The 24,198-nt window shown below is 71.7% G+C and carries 22 protein-coding genes; 14 read left to right on the top strand and 8 right to left on the bottom strand.

Features of this window, described 5'->3' with window-relative positions:
• Nucleotides 1-242: 242 nt before the first annotated feature.
• Together AB0B29_RS15175 and AB0B29_RS15180 are read left to right on the top strand one after the other, a co-directional pair.
• Nucleotides 243-1,520 carry a GAF domain-containing protein gene (locus AB0B29_RS15175; protein WP_362239052.1) on the top strand — a complete coding sequence of 426 codons (1,278 nt, stop codon included), beginning with the start codon at nucleotides 243-245 and terminating at the stop codon, nucleotides 1,518-1,520.
• 247 nt (nucleotides 1,521-1,767) lie between these two features.
• A complete protein-coding gene (locus tag AB0B29_RS15180) occupies nucleotides 1,768-3,078 on the top strand; it encodes a hypothetical protein (RefSeq protein ID WP_362239055.1) in 1,311 nt (436 codons plus the stop codon).
• Here the strand turns inward: AB0B29_RS15180 and AB0B29_RS15185 are convergent.
• The 7 genes from AB0B29_RS15185 to AB0B29_RS15215 all read right to left on the bottom strand — a co-directional run bounded on the left by AB0B29_RS15185 (nucleotide 3,075) and on the right by AB0B29_RS15215 (nucleotide 12,754).
• Nucleotides 3,075-3,545, bottom strand: a complete 471-nt coding sequence (locus tag AB0B29_RS15185; protein WP_362239057.1) for a hypothetical protein — start codon at nucleotides 3,543-3,545, stop codon at nucleotides 3,075-3,077. The genes AB0B29_RS15180 and AB0B29_RS15185 overlap by 4 nt on opposite strands.
• 89 nt (nucleotides 3,546-3,634) lie before the next feature.
• The gene (locus tag AB0B29_RS15190; protein WP_362239060.1) at nucleotides 3,635-7,750 is read right to left on the bottom strand and encodes an SGNH/GDSL hydrolase family protein; all 4,116 of its coding nucleotides are present in this window, start codon (nucleotides 7,748-7,750) and stop codon (nucleotides 3,635-3,637) included.
• A 106-nt stretch (nucleotides 7,751-7,856) separates the two neighbouring features.
• Nucleotides 7,857-9,116 carry an ABC transporter permease gene (locus AB0B29_RS15195; protein ID WP_362239063.1) on the bottom strand — a complete coding sequence of 420 codons (1,260 nt, stop codon included), beginning with the start codon at nucleotides 9,114-9,116 and terminating at the stop codon, nucleotides 7,857-7,859.
• Nucleotides 9,113-9,883, bottom strand: a complete 771-nt coding sequence (locus tag AB0B29_RS15200) for an ABC transporter ATP-binding protein (RefSeq protein ID WP_362239066.1) — start codon at nucleotides 9,881-9,883, stop codon at nucleotides 9,113-9,115. Before AB0B29_RS15200 ends, AB0B29_RS15195 begins: the two co-directional genes overlap by 4 nt.
• Complete coding sequence (locus AB0B29_RS15205; protein WP_362239069.1) at nucleotides 9,880-11,166, bottom strand: peptidoglycan-binding domain-containing protein; 1,287 nt, start codon at nucleotides 11,164-11,166, stop codon at nucleotides 9,880-9,882. Before AB0B29_RS15205 ends, AB0B29_RS15200 begins: the two co-directional genes overlap by 4 nt.
• 57 nt (nucleotides 11,167-11,223) lie before the next feature.
• Nucleotides 11,224-12,177: a hypothetical protein gene (locus tag AB0B29_RS15210; protein WP_362239072.1), complete on the bottom strand. Its 954-nt coding sequence runs from the start codon at nucleotides 12,175-12,177 to the stop codon at nucleotides 11,224-11,226.
• 43 nt (nucleotides 12,178-12,220) lie between these two features.
• Nucleotides 12,221-12,754 (bottom strand): hypothetical protein, encoded by a 534-nt coding sequence (locus AB0B29_RS15215; protein WP_362239075.1) that lies wholly within the window; start codon nucleotides 12,752-12,754, stop codon nucleotides 12,221-12,223.
• A gap of 283 nt (nucleotides 12,755-13,037) precedes the next feature.
• Between AB0B29_RS15215 and AB0B29_RS15220 the strand changes: the two genes are divergently transcribed.
• The 12 genes from AB0B29_RS15220 to AB0B29_RS15275 all read left to right on the top strand — a co-directional run bounded on the left by AB0B29_RS15220 (nucleotide 13,038) and on the right by AB0B29_RS15275 (nucleotide 23,204).
• Nucleotides 13,038-13,610 carry a GNAT family N-acetyltransferase gene (locus AB0B29_RS15220; RefSeq protein ID WP_362239078.1) on the top strand — a complete coding sequence of 191 codons (573 nt, stop codon included), beginning with the start codon at nucleotides 13,038-13,040 and terminating at the stop codon, nucleotides 13,608-13,610.
• Nucleotides 13,611-13,736: 126 nt separating this feature from the next.
• Nucleotides 13,737-13,820 (top strand): putative leader peptide, encoded by an 84-nt coding sequence (locus AB0B29_RS15225; RefSeq protein WP_311241247.1) that lies wholly within the window; start codon nucleotides 13,737-13,739, stop codon nucleotides 13,818-13,820.
• 171 nt (nucleotides 13,821-13,991) lie between these two features.
• Complete coding sequence (locus tag AB0B29_RS15230; protein ID WP_362239081.1) at nucleotides 13,992-15,689, top strand: nitrite/sulfite reductase; 1,698 nt, start codon at nucleotides 13,992-13,994, stop codon at nucleotides 15,687-15,689.
• Nucleotides 15,686-15,874 (top strand): hypothetical protein, encoded by a 189-nt coding sequence (locus tag AB0B29_RS15235; protein WP_362239084.1) that lies wholly within the window; start codon nucleotides 15,686-15,688, stop codon nucleotides 15,872-15,874. Before AB0B29_RS15230 ends, AB0B29_RS15235 begins: the two co-directional genes overlap by 4 nt.
• A complete protein-coding gene (locus AB0B29_RS15240; protein ID WP_362239087.1) occupies nucleotides 15,871-16,581 on the top strand; it encodes a phosphoadenylyl-sulfate reductase in 711 nt (236 codons plus the stop codon). Before AB0B29_RS15235 ends, AB0B29_RS15240 begins: the two co-directional genes overlap by 4 nt.
• A gap of 23 nt (nucleotides 16,582-16,604) precedes the next feature.
• On the top strand, nucleotides 16,605-17,141 hold the full coding sequence (gene cysC, locus AB0B29_RS15245; RefSeq protein ID WP_362239090.1) for an adenylyl-sulfate kinase: 537 nt from the start codon (nucleotides 16,605-16,607) through the stop codon (nucleotides 17,139-17,141).
• Entirely contained in the window at nucleotides 17,138-18,076 is a 939-nt protein-coding gene (gene cysD / locus AB0B29_RS15250) for a sulfate adenylyltransferase subunit CysD (RefSeq protein WP_362239092.1), read from the top strand. The genes cysC and cysD overlap by 4 nt, the downstream gene beginning before the upstream one ends.
• A gap of 2 nt (nucleotides 18,077-18,078) precedes the next feature.
• Entirely contained in the window at nucleotides 18,079-19,413 is a 1,335-nt protein-coding gene (locus tag AB0B29_RS15255; protein WP_362239095.1) for a sulfate adenylyltransferase subunit 1, read from the top strand.
• A 222-nt stretch (nucleotides 19,414-19,635) separates the two neighbouring features.
• Nucleotides 19,636-20,739 (top strand): aliphatic sulfonate ABC transporter substrate-binding protein, encoded by a 1,104-nt coding sequence (locus tag AB0B29_RS15260; RefSeq protein WP_362239097.1) that lies wholly within the window; start codon nucleotides 19,636-19,638, stop codon nucleotides 20,737-20,739.
• 47 nt (nucleotides 20,740-20,786) lie between these two features.
• Complete coding sequence (locus tag AB0B29_RS15265) at nucleotides 20,787-21,575, top strand: ABC transporter ATP-binding protein (protein ID WP_362239100.1); 789 nt, start codon at nucleotides 20,787-20,789, stop codon at nucleotides 21,573-21,575.
• On the top strand, nucleotides 21,562-22,458 hold the full coding sequence (locus AB0B29_RS15270) for an ABC transporter permease (protein WP_362239102.1): 897 nt from the start codon (nucleotides 21,562-21,564) through the stop codon (nucleotides 22,456-22,458). The genes AB0B29_RS15265 and AB0B29_RS15270 overlap by 14 nt, the downstream gene beginning before the upstream one ends.
• A 5-nt stretch (nucleotides 22,459-22,463) precedes the next feature.
• Nucleotides 22,464-23,204 (top strand): sirohydrochlorin chelatase, encoded by a 741-nt coding sequence (locus tag AB0B29_RS15275; protein WP_362239105.1) that lies wholly within the window; start codon nucleotides 22,464-22,466, stop codon nucleotides 23,202-23,204.
• A 22-nt stretch (nucleotides 23,205-23,226) separates the two neighbouring features.
• Here the strand turns inward: AB0B29_RS15275 and AB0B29_RS15280 are convergent, their stop codons facing one another.
• Complete coding sequence (locus AB0B29_RS15280; RefSeq protein WP_362239107.1) at nucleotides 23,227-24,054, bottom strand: GvpL/GvpF family gas vesicle protein; 828 nt, start codon at nucleotides 24,052-24,054, stop codon at nucleotides 23,227-23,229.
• Between the last annotated feature and the right edge of the window lie 144 nt (nucleotides 24,055-24,198).

Consider the following 24,198-nt stretch of genomic DNA (forward strand, 5'->3'; position numbering starts at 1 on the left):
GGCCGCGAAGAGCGAGGGTGGTGCTGCGCCGACACGGCACCACCCCCGCCGTACTGGCCCGTTCGAGCCGCTGAACGCCGCTCGGGACGGCGCGGATCAAGTTTCGGACAAGGCCGGGCCGTCCACCAGGGTTGCAGGGGGTTGCAACTTGCTGCCGACTGTGTGCGGACTGTGCGCGTCCGGCCGGGGCAGGCGGCACTATGAGACGGACAGTCAAAAGCGACTTCCGGGGGCGCACGCGCATGGATGTCACGCACTTGGCCGCCGTCGACAGCACACGGGCGGCCCGGGTCCTCAGCGAGGTCCGCGCGGCGCGGCTGGCCGGGCAGCCCACTCCGGTGTCACCGCGTCCGGTGATCGAGAGGTCCTGGGAGCGGATGCTGCGCGGCGGCATCGACCCGGACCACGATGTGCGGACGGACCCGCTGCCCCGCGAGGAGGTGCAGGGGCGGCGCGAGACGTCGGTATTGCGCCATGTACTACCGGTGCTGCGGGAGGGTTTGCTGGCGGCCGCGGACCTCGCCCACCACATCATGGTGGTGGCCGACGAGGACGGCCGGGTGCTGTGGCGCGAGGGCAGCCCGCCGGTGCTGCGCAAGGCGGACGGGCTCGGCTTCGAGCTGGGTGCGGACTGGCGTGAGGACGTCGTCGGCACGAACGGTGTGGGCACCCCGGCCGTCGTGCGCCGGCCCGTGCAGGTCTTCGCCTCCGAGCACTTCGTGCGCTCCCAGGCCGGCTGGACCTGTGCGGGCGCTCCGCTGACGGATCCGCGGGACGGCCGGCTGCTCGGCGTGGTGGACGTCAGCGGGCCGCTGGAGACGATGCATCCGGCCACGCTCGCCTGGGTCGGTTCGGTGGCCAAACTGGCCGAGGCCCGGCTGCGGGAGATGCACACGGAGTCGCTGGAGCGGCTGCGCGCGGTGGCGGCGCCGGTGCTGGCCCGGCTCGGCGGCCGTGCCCTGGTCGTCGATCCGGACGGCTGGACCGCCGCGGTCAGCGGGATGCCGTACGTGCGGCGCGTGGCCCTGCCGAGGTCCCTGTCGGCGGGCCCGGCACGGCTGCCGGCGCTCGGGCCGTGCTCGGTGGAGCCGCTCGCCGGGGGCTGGCTGGTGCGGGCGGCCGCCGACGAGCCGGTGCCGCACGGTCCGGCCAGGATCGTGCTGGACCTCAGGCAGGCGCGGCGCTGGTCGGTGGAGGTGGGCGGCGGGGCCGGCTCCTGGGTCCGGGACCTGAGTCCCCGGCACGCGGAGTTGCTGTTCCTCCTCGCCGTCCACCGCTCCGGCCGCAGCGCCTCGGGGCTGGCGGGGGACGTGTTCGGGGACCCGGCCCGCACGGTGACGGTACGGGCCGAGATGTCGCGGGTGCGGCGGTATCTGGGGGCGTTCCTGGAGCACCGGCCGTACCGCTTCGCCGAGGAGGCCGAGGTCGAGGTGCTGCTTCCCGCCGACCCCCGGGATCTGCTGCCGCACTCGACCGCGCCGGCGGTGAGCAGGCGGCGCGACGCCGAAGCAGCGCCCTGAGGTTCACTGCGTGTGTCAAAAGCGCCCTCAAGCCGCCCTGAGGTTCACTGAGCGTGCTCCACAAGCCGCCCTGAGGTTCACTGCGCGTGCCGTACAAGCCGCTTCGGGGGTGCGTCTTTCGCATATTTGCGGAGTCTTCGTCCGCGACACCGCTCACCTGCCGTAGCATCCCTCTACGGACCACCCCACCTGCTCCTCCGTCAACGTGCGGATCATCAGGCGCAGTTGGTCCGTCTGGGAGGACGTTATGAAGCATCGCGGCAGACACCGGCGGCGCAGGCGGGGCAGGGCGCTGCGCGCGACCCTGGCCGGGACGGCTCTCGCGCTCACCGCCGCCGCCACCCTGATCAGCGCCTCGCAGGCCACGGTCGCCGACGCTCCCGGGGCCCTCAAGCAGGTCGCCGCGTCCGACGGGGCCGGGCAGCCGTCGCTGGCCGAGCACCGGGTGCCCGGGCGGTGGCTGGACCGGCTCGCGTCGAAGATGGGCCGCCCGGTCGGCGTCGGCGCGGTACTGGAGGGCGCGGACCTCCCGCTGCGGGACGCGGCCGGCTGCTCCAGCACCGACAAGCGCAGGCTGCCGGTGGAACCCACGGCCACCCGCGCGTACTGCTTCGGCGGCTCCGACACCCGCGGCTGGCGGGCCGGCGCGGTCACGACCTCGGGCGACGCGGACGACGACGGCCGCTGGGGCGGCAACCGCGTGATCCTCTCCGGCTGGACCCGCGGCGCCGAGGGCGGCTCCCTGGAGGGGCCGGCCCCCGGGCAGGGCCTGGCCAAGGTCGCCTTCGTCGACGCGAACGACCCCCGCGCGCTGCGCTACACCTGGGCCCTGCTGGCCGTACCGGTGGACGGCGGTCGGGACTACCGGGGGCTGGTCTCCCCCCTGTCCGGCATGGTCTGGTACCAGGACAAGCTGCTGGTGACGACCCGCGAGGGCGGCCGGGACGCGCTGTACGTGTACGACATGGACCGCATCCAGCGCGCCACCGTCGAGTCCGACGCGGTCGGCCGGGTGCGGGGCGGCTGGGCGGCGCACCGCTACCGGTTCGTGCTGCCGGCCGTCGGCTCGTACACCCTGCCCGGCGGGGGCGACACGTCCCGCCCGGCCACCGTCTCCCTCGACCGCAGCACCTCCCCCGACAGTCTGGTCGCGAGCGAGTGGGTGCCCGCGGACGGCGACCGGCGCACCCGGCTGTGGCGTTACGCGCTGAACCGGGACCCGGACCGCTCCGGCCCGCTCACCACCGACTCCTCGGGGCAGGCGGCTCCGACCGAGGCGTACGAGACGAAGACGACCGAGGTGCGCGGTGTGCTGGCGTACCGCTCGCGCTGGTATCTGGACCGCGCGGCGGGCAGTGCGGGCGGGCACGGGACGCTGTGGCGCCAGGACACCGAGGGCGCCCGGGCGGCGGAGTGCGGCACGGACGAGACGCGGAACTGCTGGAGCGGCGGGTCGGCCTCCCTGTCCTACTGGGAGGAGACCGGCGAGGTCTGGTCCCAGTCGGGGCGGATGCTGTTCGCGCTGCCGCTGACGTCGGTCGACCGGGCCCTCGGCTAGGACGCCTTTCCCGGGGTGCCGCAGGCGGCGACGGGCACCTCGGCGAGCGTGGGTGTGGGGTGTCCCTCGGTCAGAGTGGCCCGGTAGCAGGCCGTGATCCCGGTGCGGGCCGTGGGACTGCCGTAGGACGCGTGGGTGGAGAAGGTCACGACCGTGGACGCGGCGCGCGTCGTGACGGTCGCGGTTCCGATGGCGAGACCGGCCGGGGTCGGCAGAGTGCGCAGCTCTTCCCGGGTGAGGGGGGCGTCGCGGCCCGCCGCGGCTAGGGCGTCGGCGTAGCGCACGGCGTCCTGCCGCATGTGTGCGCGCGCCTGTCCCCGGGTGGTGGTCCCCGCGGGCGGGGGGTGCGGCCAGGTCGCCATGGACCAGAAGAGCGCGATGACCGCGACCACGACGAGGAAGGTGCCGCCGACGGCCACGGCTCTGTACACGGTCCGCCGGGGCGGGGGGACAGCACCGGAATTCATGGGTGTTTCTCCGTGCCGGGAGGACTGGGGCGGCCCGGAGGGCCAGGGGGCGGGTGGCTGCCGCGTGGGGCGGCCACCCGTCTCAGGGGTCAGTAGTTCGCCGCCGCCATGGCGTTCTGGAAGGCCAGGGCGTATCGGGAGGTGCCGGTGGTGGTGGGATGGTAGCTCTCCATCCCCGGGCAGATGGGATTGCCGGGGCAGGAGAAGTCGGCCGGGTTGTCGGCGGCGGGGCCGGCCACCAGGTCGTTGATGCCGGACGGCGAGTCGCACATGCGGTAGCCGGAGAACTCGCTGTCGGGCGAGTAGAACGTCACGGGGACGCCGGCGGCCTTCGCAGTGGCCGCCGCTGCCTGCTCCTTGTCCCTCATGTCGTCCGCCCACACGTTCAGCTGCGCCCGCGCGCCCGCCGTCATGACGCTGACGCAGGTGAGGCTGCCGGTGTCGAACAGCTCCGGATAGCCGAGCAGGACGATCTTGGCGTGGGGTGCCTTGTCGTGGATGTGCTGCAGCAGCGGGGGGATCTTCCCGGTGGCGTAGGTGAGGTTCTGCTGCACCGTCGAGTCGGAAGGGCACCCCTGGCTGAGGTCCCCGCAGGCGCCCACGGTGCCGCCGAAGTTGGCGTCGTTTCCGCCCACGGTGAGGGCGACGAGCGTGGTGTCGTCGTTGAGGAAGCCCGAGTCCAGCTGGGACACCTCGCCGTACTGGCCGAGCGTTCCCGGGCCTCCGTTGCCGTAAGTGTCGAGGGAGGTGTCGAGGTCGTAGGAGAAGGCCCCGCTGCAGGCCACCGAGTGGAAGTCGAGCGTCTTGTCGAGGGCGTCGGCACGCGACCCGATCGACGTGCTCGTGCCGGGCAGATCGGCCTTGCGCGCCCAGGAGTTGGTGCTGCGCAGGCAGGCGTTCCAGTTGTGCCCGGGAGAGGACTGGGTGGGGATGGAGGCGTAGGGGCCGGTGGCTGTGCCGTAGTCGTACGAGCCCGCGCCGGTGCCGGAGGAGTAGGAGTCGCCCATCTGGACCACGATGTCCTTGGGCTTGGCCGGGAGGGGCTGGAAGGCGACGCTGTCCCAGGCGATGTCCTCGTCGGCCGTGCCGTCGGGGGCGAAGTTGCTGAGGGAGACGCCTTGGTAGGCGCCGGACGACGGGGAGAAGTCGAAGACGCCCAGGCTGACCCAGGAGTTGGTCTGCGTGTGCACGTTCAGGATGCGGTTCTGGGCCGGCCCCGCTCCCGGGTGCACGGTGTAGACGGCGTCCTGCGTCTGGGAGCCGGTGTCGGGCAGATGGACCAGGACCCGGGTCCAGCCGCTGAGCTGCGAGCTCAGCTTCCAGGTGCCCGTGACGGCCATGACGCCGGAGACGTCGGGGGTCTGCGAGAGGTCGTAGCTGTACTGGTTGTTCGCACCGGTGTCCAGGTTTCTGGTGTGGGCGTACCAGAAGTGGTCGCCGAACCCGCCGCCTATCTGGTGCAGGTCGCCCTTGGCCTCGTAGTGGTTCTGGGCGTCGGCCTGGAAGGGGCTGAAGGTGAACGTGCCGCCGTTGCTCCAGCCGGATTTGGAGCAGCCGTCGGTCATCGCGGGCACCGAGGCCGGTACGTCGTCCACGACGACGGCACCGGACGGCACCGCGTTGTCGCACATGTGGCCCGACCCGTTGTTGCCGTTGCCCAGTTCGGTCTTGAGAGTCTGGTAGGTCAGGTACTCGTGGCCGCAGCTGGTGCCGCAGGCGACCTTCCAGGTGGTCTGGGGGGCGTGGTACCAGTGCGGCGGGTCACAGCTCGGACCGAGGTGGTCCACCTCGCAGCGCGGCGGGGCGGACGGGTCGCAGTCGTTGACGGCCGGGGAGCAGAAGGTGTCGAGGTCGGGTTTGACCGAGGACCGGTCGCGGTCGTTGTCCCACCAGGCCGGCGAGTAGCCGGCGGTGTTGCTGTTGTTCGCGGTGCCGCTGTCGGCGTAGGCGCGGCCGGTGTCGATGGGCCAGGCGCCCCAGCCGAGCACCTTCTCCTCGTACGGCCAGTCCTGCGGGTGGCCGGCGTCGGCGTAGGTGTTCTGGTCGAGGAAGGCGTGCCGGTCGGGCGGGTAGAGCGGGTTGGACGGGTTGTTGAGCCAGCCCAGGCCCCAGGGGGCGGTGGGGCTGGCCGGGACGTAGTAGTTGAGGCCGGAGTTGTAGTCCCACAGGGCGGCGAACCAGTTCTCCAGGGCTGCGGGGTCGTCGGTGTTGAGCTTGATGCCGCCGGGCGATACGGCCGTGTCGTGGAGCTCGTTCCACTTCTTCTCGAGCGTCTGCGCGGCGACCGCGATGTTGGAGGTGTAGTCGAGGGCGATGGCCTTCTGCTGCGCGGCCGGGAGTTCGTCGGCGTCGCCGGTCTTCATGCCGTCGGTCTGCTGGCCGATGCCGTAGCCGCAGTCGGCCTTGGACCAGTCGATCAGCCAGTGGTCCTCGGGGGTCGCCGGGGTGTTCGGGTGGCCGTAGAAGCCGTTGGTGCTCGCCAGGGTGGAGCTGGTCTGGCCGGGCAGGGCGCCGCCCTCGGCCTGCCAGAGGTTGGATTCCTGGGCCAGTACGCCGAGCAGGACCTGGGCGGGGATGCGTCCGCCCGAGGTGCCGGTGAGTCCGGGCAGCGGGAACATGGCCTGCGGGTTCACCGTGCCGAGTCCGTCGGCCGTGCGCCAGCCGCCCTGGCGGACCCAGGAGCTGGTCAGGTCGCCGCGTACGGCCATGTCGACGGCCCACTCGACCTGGTTGGGCGTCGGCTGGTAGGCCTGCTGCGCCGGGTCGTTGCGGGGCTGGGAGCAGGCGCGGTCGGTGTCGACGGTGGAGTCGGGGTCGCCCGCCGCCGCCGTGGTGACCGTCGCCGCGGACATCGCCGCGGCCGACAGTGTCGCCGGTGCCGCGGTGGTGGTTCTGCCGGCCGTCGCTGTAGCGGGCTTGGCGTCGGTCACCGAGGCGGGCTCGGCCGTCGTGGGCTTCGCCGCGGCCGTGGTGCGGTCGGCCGTCAGGGCCGGTGAGACCTTTCTGCCCGTGCCGCCGGGCGTGACAGGGGCCGCGCCCACCGTGAAGGCGACCTTTCTCCCGGTCGCGGGTATCTCCGTCTTGATCTGGAGCGGTGCCGGGGTGTTCCAGGCGGTCGCCGCCAGCGGGTTGCTGACGTGGCTGCGCAGGCTCGCGGACACCGCCTGGTCCACGGCGAGCGCGCCGGTGGAGGACACCGTGGCGTGGGCCGCCGCCTTCAGCCGCCGCACGGTGGCGGGCGGATGGGCGGTGGTGGGCTTGCCCGTGAGGAAGACCCGCCCGGAGGTTCCGGCCGCGAGGCCCAGCGAGCCCGTGGCGCCTTCGGCGAAGGTGGAGGTCGTGCCGTGGGCGGTGCGGCGGGCGCGGGACTTGCCGCCCGCGCCGTCCAGGAAGTCGATGCCGCCGCCGCTGTCGGCCCGCAGGTCGTAGGCGGGGCCCGAGGTGGTGACGAGTTGGGTGGCGTGGTTCGTGCGGTCGAAGCGGATCAGCCGTCCGGCCGCCGCGCCGACGACGGTGGTGCCGGTGGGGACGGCCGAGGTGACGCGGACCTTCGCGGTCTGCCGGTGGGTGACGGCACCGGTGACGGTGTCCACCGTCAGCAGCCGGGTCTGGTCGGTCCGGTCGTCACCGACCTGCGTGAGTACAGCCGTCTCCCCGGTGCCGCAACCGGGGTCGAAGTACGCCAGGGTCACCGTGTCGGCGAGCTTGGTCACCTTGCCGCTGGTCAGGTCGACGACGGCCGCGAAACCGCCTCGCTCCATCAGGTCCGGCCGGTTGGTGAAGTCCCTGGGCGCGTAGACCACCACCGCTCGCTTGCCTGAGCCGGTCACGCACGCGTTGCCGATCCACAGGTCGGTGCCGAAGCCGGGCTCCGAGAGGGTGGCGAGCGTGCGCCACTGGTAGGCGTCGCGGCTCTTTGCGGTGAGCACGTGCAGACCGGACCCGTCGCCGGCCACGGTCACGGCCGTGTCGGCGGAGGACTTCCAGGTCTTCGGCAGCACGGTGCCCGGTGAGAGCACCTTGGAGGACTGGTCCTGCGGTGGCGGTTTCGGATCGCTGTCAGCGGCGCCGCGGGTCGTCGAGGCGCTCGTCTTCGGTGCGGCCGGTGGGGCGGCCCAGGCCGGCCCGGTCTGGGTCAGGCCCGTGACCGTGAGTGCGGCGGCCAGGAGCGCGAAGGGGGTACGGGGTCTGCGTCTCAGCCTCAAGGGTTCTCCTAGGTCGGAAGAACAGGGGGTCCGAAGGGGCGGGCTGCTCGGGAAGGGAGTCGGGCGGGGCTGCTCGGGAACGGAGTCGGGGTCGAGAGCCGGCGGCTTACCGGCGCAGCGCCGTGAGGGGCTCGGTCCGGGCGGCCCGCAGCGCGGGATACAGTCCCGCGAGCAGTCCGGTGACGGTGCCGACGAGCGGCGCGGGCAGGACGGCTGCGGGCTGGAGCACGGCTGTCCAGTCCCGGGCCAGGGCGGTGCCGAGCACCGTGCCGACGCCGAGGCAGGTGCCGATCAGGCCGCCGAGGGTGCCCAGGGCCGTGGACTCGGTCAGGAACTGGGCGGTGATGTGGCGTGGGCGTGCGCCCAGGGCACGCCGCAGGCCGATCTCGGCTCTCCGTTCCAGGACGGCGACCAGTGTGGTGTTGGCGATGCCGAACGCCCCTACGACCAGGCAGATCACGGCCAGCACCAGGAACAGCCCGGACAGGTCGGTGTCCACCTGGTCCCGCAGGCGGTGCGGATCGGGCGGCGGTGTCGCCTTCATCAGGTCCGGCTGGTCCGGGCGCAGCGCCGACGGCGCCTGTCGCGCGACCAGTTGGGCCGCGCCGGGGCGAGTCCGGATCAGTGCCTGTGCGGGCGCGTCGGCGGGGGCGCCGTAGGCGCGCAGCGCGGTGGTCGTGGGGATGACCACGCCGAGCAGGGTCTGGGGCAGCCGTTCGGTGTCGGCGACGATGCCCAGGACGCTGTAGGAGGTTCCGTCGATGAAGACGGCGGGGCTGCCGTCGAGCCGGCTGATGCCCAGCAGCCGGGCCGCCGAGATGCCCAACAGGCACACCCGCTCGCCCCTGGCCTGGTGGAAGGTGCCGTAGAGGGTGCCGGTGGAGAGGGTGGGCCGCATGGCGCGCAGGGCGCCTGGTGAGGCGGCGTACACACCGATGCCGGATCCCTGGGCTCGCGCGTCGGCGGAAGTGACGTCCGGTCGTGGCGAGATGATCCGGTCGCGTACCGGCACGGTCCACCAAAGGCCTCCGGACACCACGCCGTTGAGCCGCTTCAGCCGGGCGTCGGTGTCGGGCGGGAAGCCGGTGGCCGATGTGCTGCCGGGGGCCGCGTCCGTCACGGTGACCGTGGTCTCCTCCAGGAGGCTGAAGGACTTGGTGATCTGGCCGGTCGCGGTGGAGGTCAGGCCGAGTACCGCCACGAAGGCCCAGACGCCGAGGACGGTGCCCAGCATGGTCAGGGTCGAGCGGCCCGGGCGCTGGACCAGGCCGGTCAGGGCCTCGGCCGACAGGTCACGGACGTGCAGCCGGGTCGGGGCGATGGCGAGGGGGCGGGTGCCGGCCCGCCGGGGCAGGAGGGTCCTCACGGGGCACCGGCCTTTCCGAGGGCCGGGTGTCCGGCCGCCGTCGCCCCTGGGTGCTCGTCGGGTGCCAGGATCCGGCCGTCGAGGATGGTGACGCGGCGGCGGGCCCGGGCGGCCACGGCCGGGTCGTGTGTGATGACGACGAGGGTGACTCCCGCCGCGTTGAGGCGCCCGAGCAGGTCCATGACAGTGGTGGCGGTGGCGGAGTCGAGGTTGCCGGTCGGCTCGTCGCACAGCAGCAGGTCCGGCTCGTTGACCAGGGCGCGGGCGATGGCCACCCGTTGTCTCTCGCCGCCGGAGAGGGTGGTGGGCAGGGCGTGCAGACGATGCCCCAGGCCCACCCGCTCCAGCGCGTCGGTGGCGGCGCGGTCGCGGTCGGCGGCGCGGCCGGTGACGTAGAGCTGGGCCAGCGCGACGTTCTCCCGTGCGGTGCGGTACGGCAGCAGGTGGAACTCCTGGAAGACGAAGCCGATGCGGCGTCCGCGCAGGGCGGTGCGCTCGCGTTCCGGCAGGCCGGCCACGTCCACCCCGGCGAGGGTGAAGGTGCCCGCCGTGGGCCGGTCGAGCAGCCCGAGCAGGTTCAGCAAGGTGGACTTCCCCGAGCCGGACGGTCCGACCACGGTCAGGTAGTCACCGGCCCGCACGGTCAGGTCGGCCGAGCGCAGCGCGTGCACGGGCGGCGAACCCGGATAGGTCTTCGAGCAGTCCGCGAGCCGCAGGACCACGGGCGGTTCGTCGGAGGGGGCCGGGTCCGCGGGGGCCGCCGTCATGTGCCGACCACGACCCGTGCGCCCGGTCCCAGGCGCGCGCCGACCGGGGTGATCTGCACCAGGCCGTCCGCGGACACCCCCGTCGTCACCCGTACGGTCCGCCGGCCACCGGTGTCCGTGACCACCGTGACCGCCGTCCGGGTGTCCGCGCCTGCGGTGATCGCGGCCTCCGGGACGGCGAGGACCTCCTTCGCGGTCGCCGCGGCGGTCACCGTGATCCGTACGTCCTGGCCGGCGAAGGTCGCGCTCCACGCCTTGTCCGGCTTCACGACCAGCGGCCGGTACGCCCCGCCGCCCTCCGCGCCGCCGGAGTCCGGTGAGCCCTCGGGGCCGTCCTTGCCGTCGCCGGGGGTGACGAGGGCGCCGACCGACTCGACGGTGCCCCGGGCCTGCGCACCGGTCGCCTCGGCCAGGACGGACACCTTCATTCCCGCGGTGACCAGGCCTGCCTGGGCCGGGTCCAGCTGCCCGGTGAGGGTCGGGCCGCCTCGGGCGAGAGTGATGACCGGCCCCTTGACCGGGTCCCCGACCTGCACCGGGACGGACACCACCCGGGCCGGGAGCGACGGCACGAAGACCACTTCCGACGCCGGCACCATCGCGTGCTCGGCGGGCGGAACGCGGTGCTGCGCCGTCGCCGCGCCGGCGTCGTCCGGCGCGGCGGCAGCCACGTCACCCCGGCCGCCGCTTTCGTCGTCGCCGGTGGTGCCGTCGTCCCGCGACACGGGGACGGGGCGGCCGAGGTGCCGGTAGAGGGCGCGCACCGCCTGCTCGGTGCCGGGGCCGAAGACGCCCCGGTCGTCACCGCCGGTGCCGTAGCCGAGCGAGGTCAGCGCCTTCTGCAGTTGACCGACGTCACCGCCCTGCTCGCCGAAGACCAGATCGCGGTAGGCCGGCACCGCTCCGGGCAGCGCGAACACCGGCCGCCCGGAGTACTCCACCAGTGTCCTGGCCGCCTCCACCCGGCGGCCGGCGCGGGTGAACACCCCCGTCACGACGAGCTGCGCGGGCCGGGACGGAGCCGCGGTACCGGCCACGGACGTGGGCTGCGCGGAGACCGTCCGCCCGTTGGCGAAGGTGCCGCGCAGCACCACGGTGGAGCGCAGGACCTGCCGCACCACCGGCGCGGTGATCACGCTCGGCGGTGGCGGGCGGGTGTCGGCCGCCGCCTGGGAGGGCGACCGCACGAGTCCCGACCCGGCCAGTCCGCCGACCGACAGGAGCCCGGCGGCGGTGGCCACGCCCACGACGGTGCGTCGCCTCCGGACTGTTCGCGATCCCATGGAGAAGGGAATTCCTTTCGAGGACACAGCGATTTCGAAATTTTCGAGGTTTGCGGTTCAGGAATTCCGGCCGAGTACCGCCATGGCCGTTTTGACTTCTGCGGCGATGCGGTCTTTCAGCTGCTGCAGCTGAAGCTGGTTCTGTTCGATCTGTTGCCGCTGGATCGCGGATTCGACGGTGTACCAGGTTTTGACCAGACCGGTCCGGCGTTTGCAGTCGATGTCGGTCAGGGCCGTGGTGATGTCGGCCCGGTCGGCCTGTCCGTGGTGGGTGTCGGGGGTGAGCTTCGCGGCGTCGAGCGGGCTGTCGACGGTGTAGCCCTTCGCCTTCATGCAGTGCGACCAGGCGCCGACGACGGCCAGGACGCGGGGGTCGCTCTGCGATCGGCGCAGGCTCTCGTAGTCGAGCGTGCTGGCCGGCGACTCGTCGATGCGCGGACCGATCCGGCGGATCGACTCCCCGAGACACCCGTCCTCGGGGATGCGCCTGCCGTCGATCCGCGCCGGGGCCCTCTTCGCCCCAGGTGTGACGGCCAGCCGCCCGGTGAGCACGGCCGTCTCGGCGGCCGTGAGCCTCGGCGCCGGGGGCGGTGTGCGGCCCGAGTCGCCGAGGAAGTAGCCGTACCGGGCCGCCTGGTCCCGGTCGGTGATGCCGTAGCGCCGGGGCATGTTGGAGTCGTCGCTGCTGGGCGGTGGGGTCATGCCTCGGGCCGGGGCGGTGTAGGCGTAGCCGTACCGTTTCATGCACCGCGCGGTGAGCCGGTCGACGGCCTGCTGGACGGCCACGGTGTCCGCGTACGGCTCCATGTAGGCCTCCAGCGGGAGGACCAGGCCCTTGGCGAGTCCCGACCGGGGCGTCGTCGCGGGCCAGGCGGGGGTGCCGGACCCCGCGGGACGGGCATCTCCCGCCGCGGGATCGCCGGTTGCGCCGAAGGGGGAACATCCGGCCAGGGCGAGCAGCGCGCCCGCCACCACGGCCACCAGGGGCCGTGCGGCCCTCGACCTGCGCATCATCTCTCCCCTGCCGCGACGGGTCGCCCGGTCACGAGCGCCGTCAGGACCAGTGCTCGGAGGCGTCTTCGTTCTTCAGCGTGGAGTCGAAGTTGAAGTCCGCGCCGCAGAACTGGTCGGAGCCGAAGTACTGGGAGTGGCCGGTGTAGCCGGAGTTGTAGTAGATCCGGTAGTTGTTCACACCGCAGGGGTCGGCGGCGGCGGCGTTGTTCTTGATCTTCTGCCCTGCGCCCGGGAGGCTGCCTCCGGTACTGAAGACGAAGACGTAGATGCCGTTGCCGTCCAGGCCGCCGGAGAAGTCGTAGACGTCCCCGTACATGGAGGCCGCCGCGCCCGGCGCCGGCTTGACGCCGCTCTGGGGCGAGGAGTTGTAGTTGATGAAGAGGTCGGCCTCGCAGTCCGGGTCGTATCCCCGGGAGTCACGGGAGATGCACGGCGAGGAGGTGTAGATCGGGGTGGTCGCGTGGGCTTGGCCGCCGGTGGCGACCGTGGTGGCAGCCGCACAGGAGAGGACGGCGAGGGCGAGGGCCACCGCCCGTCTTTCGACATGCCGAACCGCGGTGAGAGCACTGGCCATGATGCACTTCTTCCGATTCATCCGAATGCCCGGAGGCAGGCGTGGAAAGGGGGTGGGGGGAGGCCGTGCAATTTCTTGTCGAACGGCCTGAGATTGGCATGATCGCGACGCACCGGTCAACGCTTTTCCGGGACCCCGGTGCAGTCTTGATCCCGTCTTTAGTTTTGCAATTTGGGTTTTGCGATGACGTGACCGAAGGCCCTCTTCCACCGGCTTCGGGACGCCCCCTCCCGTGGGACGGGGCGTTCGACAGGTCGTCACCGCTGATGGTTTGCTGACCCTCATGCCGACCATCGCCGTAACCACCTGGTCTCTGGAGCAGACCGCCCCGACCGACCTGCTGCCGGCCGCCGCGCCGGACGGGGACGTCCGGGTCGTCCGCTCCGAGGTGCCCTCGCCCGAGTTCAGCCGGTTCCTGTACGCGTCGGTGGGCGGCGACATCCTCTGGACGGACCGGCTCGGCTGGCCGTACGCGCGGTGGGTGGAGCACCTGGAGCGGCCCGGCGTGGAGACGTGGGTGGCGTACGACCGGGGCACGCCCGCGGGGTTCGTGGAGCTGGAGGCGCAGGACGACGCGGTCGTGGAGATCGTCTACTTCGGACTGCTCCCGGCGTTCCGGGGCCGGCGCATCGGCGGGCACCTGCTGTCGTACGGCGCGGCCCGCGCCTGGGACCTCGCGGACCGCTGGGCGGGGCTGACGCCGACCAAGCGGGTCTGGCTGCACACCTGCAGCAAGGACGGCGAGCACGCGATGGACAACTACCAGCGGCGCGGCTTCAAGCTGTTCGACACCAAGGTCGAGGAGGAGGCGGAGGTTGCCGCTCCAGGACCGTGGCCTGGGGCGTTCCCCACCTGACCTGGACGGACACCTCAGGGGCACCCGATGTGACCAACGACACTCCCGTCTTGCCCTGCGAGACGGGAGTGTCCGCATATTGGACAAAGCTGGACTGTGTCCAGATCGCCGTGACACGCTTCCGTCATGTCTGGAACTGGAATTGCCTTGGTGAGTCGGCGGCACGTCGACCTCGGCCGCATGTCCAGCGCCATCTGTCCGGCGCACTGAGCGTACTCAGCCCGGGCCCGACATCTTTCTTTCCAGCCTCACTCCCGCGCAATGACGCGCCCTCTGCCCATGCGTCCACGCGCGCAGGTCAGAGCCTCCCGCCCGTCACCCCTCATCGACGGCGCCACGCGCCGACACCTGCCCACTGCTGTCCCGAAGGACGTATCAACCATGGCCGCCACCCCGCAGAAGCCTGCCGCCGCGACTCCACGCCGCAAGGTGAGCCGTCACCGCGGTGAGGGTCAGTGGGCCGTGGGGCACCACACCCCACTGAACGGCAACGAGCAGTTCAAGAAGGACGACGACGGTCTCAATGTGCGGACACGCATTGAGACGATCTACTCCAAGCGGGGCTTCGACTCGATCGACCCCAACGACCTGCGCGGTCGTATGCGGTGGTGGGGTCTGTACACGCAGCGCAGGCCCGGCATCGACGGCGGCAAGACGGCCGTCCTGGAGCCGGAGGAGCTGGACGACGAGTACTTCATGCTCCGCGTCCGGATCGACGGCGGTGCGCTGACCACGCGTCAGCTGCGGGTCATCGGCGAGATCTCGCAGGAGTTCGCGCGCGGCACCGCCGACATCACGGACCGGCAGAACGTCCAGTACCACTGGATCCGGATCGAGGACGTGCCCGAGATCTGGAACCGGCTGGAGGGCGTCGGCCTGTCGACGGTCACCGCCTGCGGTGACACCCCGCGTGTGATGATCGGCTCGCCGGTGGCGGGCATCGCCGAGGACGAGATCATCGACGCCACCCCGGCCCTGGAGGAGATGAAGCGCCGCGTCCTGAACAACCCGGCGTACTCGAACCTCCCCCGCAAGTTCAAGACGGCCATCTCGGGATCGCCGCTGCTGGACGTGGTGCACGAGATCAACGACGTCGCGTTCGTGGGCGTCGAGCACCCCGAGCACGGCCCGGGCTTCGACGTGTGGGTCGGCGGCGGCCTGTCCACCAACCCCAAGCTGGGCGTGCGCCTCGGCACCTGGGTGTCGATCGACGACGTGCCGGACGTGTACGAGGGCGTCATCTCGATCTTCCGCGACTACGGCTACCGCCGGCTGCGCACCCGCGCCCGCCTGAAGTTCCTCGTCGCCGACTGGGGCGCGGAGAAGTTCCGGCAGGTCCTCGAGGACGAGTACCTGAAGCGCAAGCTGGTGGACGGGCCGGCTCCCGAGCAGCCGTCGCAGCAGTGGCGCGACCACATCGGTGTGCACCGGCAGAAGGACGGCCGGTTCTACGTCGGCTTCGCCCCGCGCGTGGGACGCGTCGACGGCGCGACGATCACCAAGATCGCCGACCTCGCCGAGGCCCACGGCTCGGGCCGGGTGCGTACCACCGTCGAGCAGAAGATGATCGTCCTCGACGTCGAGGAGAACCAGGTCGAGTCGCTCGTCGAGGCCCTGGAGGCGCTCGACCTGACCGCCCGGCCCTCCACGTTCCGGCGCGGCACCATGGCCTGCACCGGCATCGAGTTCTGCAAGCTCGCCATCGTCGAGACCAAGCAGCGCGGCGCGCAGCTGATCGACGAACTGGAGCGCCGCCTGCCGGACTTCGACGAGCCGCTCACCATCAACCTCAACGGCTGCCCGAACGCCTGCGCCCGTATCCAGGTCGCGGACATCGGTCTCAAGGGCCAGCTCATGCTCGACGACCAGGGCGAGCAGGTCGAGGGTTACCAGGTGCACCTGGGCGGGGCGCTGGGCCTGGAGGCGGGCTTCGGCCGCAAGGTGCGCGGCCTGAAGGTCACCTCCGAGGAACTGCCGGACTACATCGAGCGGGTCCTGAAGCGGTTCCAGGCCGAGCGCGAGGACGGCGAGCGGTTCGCCACCTGGGCGGCGCGGGCCGGCGAGGAGGCCCTGTCGTGAGCGAGCGAGCCGCCCCGTTCTACTGCCCCTACTGCGGCGACGAGGACCTGCGTCCGAGCGAGGCCGCCGACGGCGGGCACGGCGCATGGGAATGCGCGGCGTGCAACCGGGCCTTCTCGTTGAAGTTCCTCGGGCTGCTGTCCCGGGGAGCGAAGCGATCCGCATCGGGAGGAGCACAGATATGACGACCGTTCAGGACGAGCGCTCCGCCGAGGACCTGAAGAAGCTCGCCGAGCAGGCGGGCCGTGACCTGGAGGACGCCTCCGCGCTGGAGATCCTCACGTGGGCGGCCGAGACGTTCGGCAAGCGCTTCTGCGTCACCTCCTCGATGGAGGACGCGGTGGTCGCCCACCTCGCTTCCCGGGCGATGCCCGGCGTCGACGTGGTCTTCCTCGACACCGGCTACCACTTCGAGGAGACCATCGGCACCCGTGACGCGGTCGACGCCGTGATGGACGTCAACGTCATCACCCTGACCCCGCGCCAGACGGTGGCCGAGCAGGACGCGCAGTACGGCCCGAAGCTGCACGACCGCAACCCCGACCTGTGCTGCAAGCTGCGCAAGGTGCAGCCGCTGGAGGAGGGCCTGAAGGACTACCAGGCCTGGGCGACCGGCCTGCGCCGTGACGAGTCCCCGACCCGGGCGAACACCCCGGTGGTCGGCTGGGACGAGAAGCGGCAGAAGATCAAGATCTCCCCGATCGCCCGCTGGACCCAGGACGACGTGGACGCCTACGTCACCGAACACGGGGTGCTCACCAACCCGCTGCTGATGGACGGCTACGCCTCCGTCGGCTGCGCCCCCTGCACCCGCCGGGTCCTGGAGGGCGAGGACGCCCGTGCCGGCCGCTGGGCCGGCCGCAGCAAGACCGAGTGCGGGCTGCACGGATGACGACGACAAGTCAGGAGAGTGACGTGACGACCGGAGCCACCGTCTGGCTCACGGGTCTGCCGAGCGCCGGCAAGACCACGATCGCCTACGAACTGGCCGGCCGCCTGCGCGAGGAGGGCCACCGGGTCGAGGTGCTCGACGGCGACGAGATCCGCGAGTTCATCTCGGCGGGCCTCGGCTTCAGCCGCGAGGACCGGCACACCAACGTGCAGCGCATCGGCTTCGTCGCCGAGCTGCTCGCCCGCAACGGCGTGCTCGCCCTCGTCCCGGTCATCGCGCCGTACCAGGACAGCCGCGAGGCGGTACGCAAGCGCCACCAGGCGAACGGCACCGGGTACGTCGAGGTCCATGTCGCGACGCCCGTCGAGGTGTGCAGCGAGCGGGACGTGAAGGGCCTGTACGCCAAGCAGGCCGCGGGCGAGCTCACGGGGCTCACCGGGGTCGACGACCCGTACGAGGCGCCCGAGTCGCCCGACCTGCGCATCGAGTCGCAGAACCAGACCGTGCAGGAGTCCGCGGCGTCCGTCTACGCCCTGCTCAGCGAAAGGGGACTGGCATGACGACGACCGTCGCCACCGTTTCCGAGGGAACCGAAAGCCCGTACGCGCTCTCCCACCTCGACGCCCTCGAGTCCGAGGCGGTACACATCTTCCGCGAGGTGGCGGGCGAGTTCGAGCGGCCGGTGATCCTCTTCTCCGGCGGCAAGGACTCCATCGTCATGCTGCACCTGGCGCTGAAGGCCTTCCGGCCGGCGTCGGTGCCGTTCTCGCTGCTGCACGTGGACACCGGGCACAACTTCCCCGAGGTCCTCGACTACCGCGACCGCACGGTCGAGAAGCACGGGCTGCGGCTGCACGTCGCCTCCGTCCAGGACTACATCGACCGCGGCGTCCTCAAGGAGCGCCCGGACGGCACCCGCAACCCGCTGCAGACGCTGCCGCTGACCGAGAAGATCCAGGCGGAGAAGTTCGACGCCGTCTTCGGCGGCGGCCGCCGCGACGAGGAGAAGGCCCGGGCCAAGGAGCGGGTGTTCTCCCTGCGCGACGAGTTCTCCCAGTGGGACCCGCGCCGCCAGCGCCCGGAGCTGTGGAACCTGTACAACGGCCGGCACGCGCCCGGCGAGCACGTCCGCGTGTTCCCGCTGTCCAACTGGACCGAGCTCGACGTGTGGCAGTACATCGCCCGCGAGGGCATCGAGCTGCCGCAGATCTACTACGCGCACGAGCGCGAGGTGTTCTCCCGCAGCGGCATGTGGCTGACCGCCGGCGAGTGGGGCGGGCCGAAGGACGGCGAGAGGGTCGAGAAGCGGCTCGTGCGCTACCGGACCGTCGGTGACATGTCCTGCACCGGCGCGGTGGACTCCGAGGCCGACACCATCGAGAAGGTGATCGTGGAGATCGCCGCCTCCCGGCTCACCGAGCGCGGCGCCACCCGCGCCGACGACAAGATGTCCGAGGCAGCGATGGAAGACCGCAAGCGCGAGGGGTACTTCTAGAGATGAGCACGATCACCACCGAGGAACTCGCGGAGACCACCCTGCTGCGGTTCGCCACCGCGGGCTCCGTCGACGACGGCAAGTCCACCCTGGTCGGGCGGCTGCTGCACGACTCCAAGTCGGTCCTCACCGACCAACTGGAGGCCGTGGAGCGCGTCTCCGCGAGCCGGGGCCAGGAGGCGCCGGACCTCGCGCTGCTCACCGACGGTCTGCGGGCCGAGCGGGAGCAGGGCATCACCATCGACGTGGCGTACCGCTACTTCGCCACGCCCCTGCGGCGGTTCATCCTCGCCGACACCCCCGGGCATGTGCAGTACACGCGCAACATGGTCACCGGCGCCTCCACCGCCGAGCTGACGGTGATCCTGGTCGACGCCCGCAACGGCGTGGTCGAGCAGACCCGCCGGCACGCGGCCATCGCCGCCCTGCTGCGCGTGCCGCACGTGGTCCTCGCCGTCAACAAGATGGACCTCGTCGGCTACGAGGAGAAGGTGTTCGCCGCCATCGCCGAGGAGTTCACGGCGTACGCGACGGAGCTGGGCGTCCCCGAGGTCACCGCGATCCCGATCTCGGCGCTGGTCGGCGACAACGTGGTGGAGCCGTCCGCGAACATGGACTGGTACGGCGGCCCGACGGTGCTGGAGCACCTGGAGACGGTGCCGGTCAGCCACGACCTGAGCCACTGCCACGCCCGGCTGCCCGTGCAGTACGTGATCCGCCCACAGAACCCGGACCACCCGGACTACCGGGGTTACGCCGGTCAGATCGCGGCCGGTTCCTTCCGCGTCGGCGATTCCGTCACGGTGCTGCCGTCGGGCCGTGTCTCGAAGATCTCCGGCATCGACCTGCTGGGCGAGCCGGTCGACGTGGCGTGGACGACCCAGTCGGTGACCCTCCTGCTGGAGGACGACATCGACATCTCGCGCGGCGACCTGATCGTGCCGAGCAAGGACGCGCCCGCGACCACGCAGGACATCGAGGCGACCGTGTGCCACGTCGCCGACGCCCCGCTGACGGTCGGGCACCGGGTGCTGCTCAAGCACGGCACCCGCACGGTCAAGGCGATCGTCAAGGACATCCCGTCCCGTCTCACGCTCGACGACCTGTCCCTGCACCCGCATCCGGGACAGCTCGTCGCCAACGACATCGGCCGGGTGAAGATCCGCACCGCCGAGCCGCTGCCGGTCGACTCCTACGCCGACTCGCGCCGCACCGGCTCGTTCATCCTGATCGACCCGAACGACGGCCAGACCCTCACCGCCGGCATGGTCGGTGAGTCGTTCGCGGCCCCGGAGCCGGTCAAGGACGAGTCCGAGGACGACGGGTGGGACTTCTGACATGAACCCCCCCGACTTCTACTCCACGTTCGCGAAGGAGGGCGGCCGCGTCGGCAGCGGTGCTCTCGGCAGCGGGCAGGGCGGAGTGGCGCGATGTGTGCGCTGACGTACGCGCACTGCCTGCGCGCCCTCACCCCCCACCGCCGTAGACGAAAACCTTCCGACCTCCCGGCCACGACCTGAAAGACCGTGACCGCCGGGCCTCCGAGAGGACCACCTCCCGTGCCTGCTTCATCCGCTCTGCGCCGCGGTTTCGCGGTCATCGCCGCACTTCCCCTGCTCACGCTGGCCGCCTGCGGCTACGGCTCCGAGGCCAAGGACGACGGCGCCGCCAAGGTCGCCGCCGGGGCCAAGAAGATCGAGGGTCTCGACACCGTCAAGATCGGCTACTTCGGCAACCTCACCCATGGCACCGCGCTGGTGGGCATGCAGAAGGGCTTCTTCCAGAAGGCCCTGGGCGCCACCAAGGTCGAGCCGGCCATCTTCAACGCCGGTCCCTCGGAGATCGAGGCGCTCAACTCCGGGTCCATCGACATCGGCTGGATCGGCCCCTCCCCCGCGATCAACGGCTACACCAAGTCCGCGGGCAAGAACCTGCGCATCATCGGCGGTTCGGCGTCCGGCGGCGTGAAGCTCGTGGTCAACCCGGACAAGATCAAGTCGCTGCAGGACGTCAAGGGCAAGCGGATCGCCACCCCGCAGCTCGGCAACACGCAGGACGTGGCGTTCCTCAACTGGGCGGCCGACCAGGGCTGGAAGGTCGACCCGCAGAGCGGCAAGGGTGACGTCACGGTCGTCCGCAGCGACAACAAGGTCACCCCGGACGCGTTCAAGTCCGGGTCGATCGACGGCGCCTGGGTGCCGGAGCCGACCGCGTCCAAGCTGGTCGCCGAGGGCGGCAAGGTGCTGCTCGACGAGTCGACGCTGTGGCCGGACAAGAAGTTCGTGATCACGAACATCATCGTGCGGCAGCAGTTCCTCAAGGAGCACCCGAAGGTCGTCGAGGCCGTGCTCAAGGGCTCGGTCGAGACCAACAAGTGGATCAACACCAACCCGGACGCGGCGAAGGCGGCGGCGAACAAGCAGCTGGAGGCCGACTCCGGCAAGGCGCTGCCCGCCGATGTGCTGGACCCGGCGTGGAAGTCCATCCAGTTCACCAACGACCCGCTGGCCTCCACCCTCAACACCGAGGCGGAGCATGCGGTGAAGGCGGGGCTGCTGCAGAAGCCGGACCTGAAGGGCATCTACGACCTCGCGCCGCTGAACAAGGTTCTGAAGGCCGAGGGCGAGCCCGCGGTCGACGACGCCGGTCTCGGCGCGAAGTAAGCCCGATCCGAAGCCGCATTGTGAAGAGTTCCCAGGAGGTGACGACCATGGCCACGACCCTCACCAAGGCCGCCGACGGCACCGAGTCGGTCACGCACGCCGCCCGGATCGAGCACGTGTCGAAATCGTTCGCGGGCCCCGCCGGACAGCAGCTCGTCCTGGACGACATCACCCTCGATGTCGCGCCCGGAGAGTTCGTCACCCTCCTGGGGGCCTCGGGCTGCGGCAAGTCCACCCTGCTCAACCTGGTGGCGGGCCTGGACCGTCCCACCGCCGGCGAGATCGCCACGGACGGCCGCCCGGCGCTGATGTTCCAGGAGCACGCGCTGTTCCCGTGGCTGACCGCGGGCAAGAACATCGAACTCGCCCTGAAGCTGCGGGGCGTGCCCAAGGCCGAGCGCCGGGAGCGGGCCGAGGAACTGCTCGAACTCGTCCGGCTGAAGGGCGCGCACGGCAAGCGGGTGCACGAGCTGTCGGGCGGTATGCGCCAGCGCGTCGCGCTGGCGCGTGCGCTCGCGCAGGAGAGCAAGCTGCTGCTGATGGACGAGCCGTTCGCGGCGCTGGACGCCATCACGCGGGACGTGCTGCACGACGAGCTGACCCGCATCTGGCGCGAGACGCAGGTGTCCGTCCTGTTCGTCACGCACAACGTGCGCGAGGCGGTGCGGCTCGCGCAGCGCGTGGTGCTGCTGTCGTCCCGCCCCGGGCGGATCGCGCGGGAGTGGACGGTCGGCATCCCGCACCCGCGCCGCATCGAGGACACCGCCGTGGCGGAGCTGTCCGTCGAGATCACCGAAGAACTGCGTGGGGAGATCCGCCGTCATGGCCAGCACTGATTCGACGGCCGTCGCCAAGGACGGCAACGATCTCGCCGGGCTGGAGGCGGGCCTCGACGCGCTGGAGACGCGGCAGACGGGCCGGGTCCCCTTCCGGCACACCTTCACCCAGAAGATCCTTCCGCCCGTCCTCGCCGTGGCGTTGGTACTGGCGGTCTGGCAGGCGCTCGTCTCGTTCAAGGTCGTCGACGACCCGACCAAGCTGCCCGCGCCGTCCGCGGTGTGGGACGTCGTGCAGACGGCCTGGCTCCAGGGCGAGCTGCTCGGCTACATCTGGACCAGCGTCTCGCGCGGTCTGCTCGGTTTCCTCTTCGCCCTGCTGATCGGCACGCCGCTGGGCCTGATCGTGGCCCGGGTGAGGTTCATCCGCGCGGCGATCGGCCCGATCCTGTCGGGGCTGCAGTCCCTGCCGTCGGTCGCGTGGGTGCCGCCCGCGGTGATCTGGCTGGGTCTGAACAACTCGATGATGTACGCGGTGATCCTGCTCGGCGCGGTCCCGTCGATCGCCAACGGTCTGGTCTCCGGCGTCGACCAGGTGCCCCCGCTGTTCCTGCGCGCGGGCCGCACGCTCGGCGCCACGGGACTCAAGGGCACCTGGCACATCGTCCTGCCCGCCGCCCTGCCCGGGTACGTGGCGGGGCTGAAGCAGGGCTGGGCCTTCTCCTGGCGCTCCTTGATGGCCGCCGAGATCATCGCGTCCTTCCCCGACCTCGGCGTGGGTCTCGGCCAGCTGCTGGAGAACGGCCGCAACGCCAGCGACATGGCCATGGTCTTCGAGGCCATCCTGCTGATCCTGATCGTCGGCATCGCCATCGACCTGCTGATCTTCAGCCCGCTGGAGCGGTGGGTGCTGCGCAGCCGCGGCCTGCTGGTGAAGAACTGAAGTCCATGACGAACAAGCCCGTCCTCCTCGTCATCGCCCACGGCAGCCGCGACCCGCGGCATGCCGCGACGGTGCACGCCCTGGTACGCCGGGTGCGCGCGACGCGCCCCGACGTACGGGTGGAGACGGGCTTCCTGGACTTCAACGTCCCCTCGGTACAAGGGGTCCTGGAGTCCCTGGCGGTGCAGGGCGTGCGCGACGTCGTCGCCCTGCCCCTCCTCCTCACCCGGGCGTTCCACGCGAAGGCGGACATCCCCGCGGTCCTCGCGGACGCGCCGCCGCAGCTGCGCATCCACCTGGCGGACGTCCTCGGTCCCTCCCCCCTGCTGCTGGCGGCGCTGGAGCGGCGCCTGTACGAGGCGGGCCTGACGCCCGCCGACAAGTCCTCGACCGGGGTCGTCCTGGCCTCGGCGGGGTCCACCGACCCGGAGGCGATCGCAGTGATCGCAGAAATCGCGCGGGAGTGGCGGCACACCGGCTGGTGCGCCGTGCGGCCTGCGTTCGCCTCCGCATCCCTGCCTCGTACCGAGGACGCCGTCCGCGACCTGCGCGCCCTCGGCTGCTCCCGCGTCGCCGTCGCCCCGTACGTCCTGGCCCCCGGCTTCCTCCCGGACCGTATCGCCCGCGGCGCGGCGGAGGCGGACGTGCTGGCGGACGTCCTGGGCCCGGCGCCGGAGGTGGCACGGGTGGTGCTGGAGCGGTACGAGGCGGCTCGGACGCCGTTGCCGTCGGCTGTGAGCGCCTGACGCGGGCCGGGCTGCGGGACGCTCACGCCGCCGGTTCCTCGTACGGTTCCGGTTGCAGGGCGAAGGAGTACGGGGCCCAGGGGCCGCTGATCTCCACGCGGAGGCCGGGGACGCCCTCGGCGGTCGCGAGGATGCCCGTGCGGAAGGTGTGGACGCGGTCGGCCGGGACGAGGTAGGAGTCGTTGCCGATGTTGGTGCCGGGGGCCGAGCTCGCCGGGCTGCCGCGTTCGGGGGTGTGGGCGACGCGGTCGACGGCGAGGGCGGCGGCCGTGTCGGTGAGGCGGGCGGCGGCCTGGGCGACGGTACGCCAGGCCTCGTCGTTGCGGCGTTGTCTGCGGCGGCGGATGACCTGGTAGGCGCGGCCGACCCCGAGGCCCGTGACCGGGTCCGGTGCGGATTCGGTGTCGGCTCCGGGTGGGGTGATGTCCTGGGCGGCGTAGATCTTGACCTCGAGTTCGACGTGGCCCGTGAGGCGGTCGAGCAGGGAGAGGAAGTAGCCCCGCCGGGTGTCCAGGGCCTGCCGGGCACCGTCCTCGTCGCGGTAGACGGTGGCGAGGCGCAGGGGCAGTACGGCGGCTCCGGAGGCGACCAGGGCGGCCACCACGGCGTGGTGGGAGCGGACCGTGGCCTCCAGCCAGTCCACGTCGTGGAGGTGGGCCTGGAGCGGGATGTCGCCGTAGTCGGCGGGCGGGACGTGGCCGACGGCGAAGGCCAGCTGGGGGCCGGTGACCGCCGGGGTGATCAGATGGATCGGTTCTCCGGCGACACCGCGCAGATGGGGCGTGGCCGCCGCGGCCTCGGGGGTGCGGCGCAGGACCGCGTAGGCGTAGACGAGGTTCGTGTCGCTCATGACTGCGGGCTCCTGTCGGTGGCCGTGCGATTCCTCTCGCGAGACTCCGTTCTCGTGCCGTCCGCCCCTAGGTACGCAGGGGGCTGCGGCGGTGTTCAGGTGACCGGCCGACGGCTTGACCTTGCCCCAGGGGCAGGGCCGAGG

It is taken from the genome of Streptomyces tibetensis (assembly GCF_040647715.1).
Taxonomy (GTDB): Bacteria; Actinomycetota; Actinomycetes; order Streptomycetales; family Streptomycetaceae; genus Streptomyces; species Streptomyces tibetensis_A.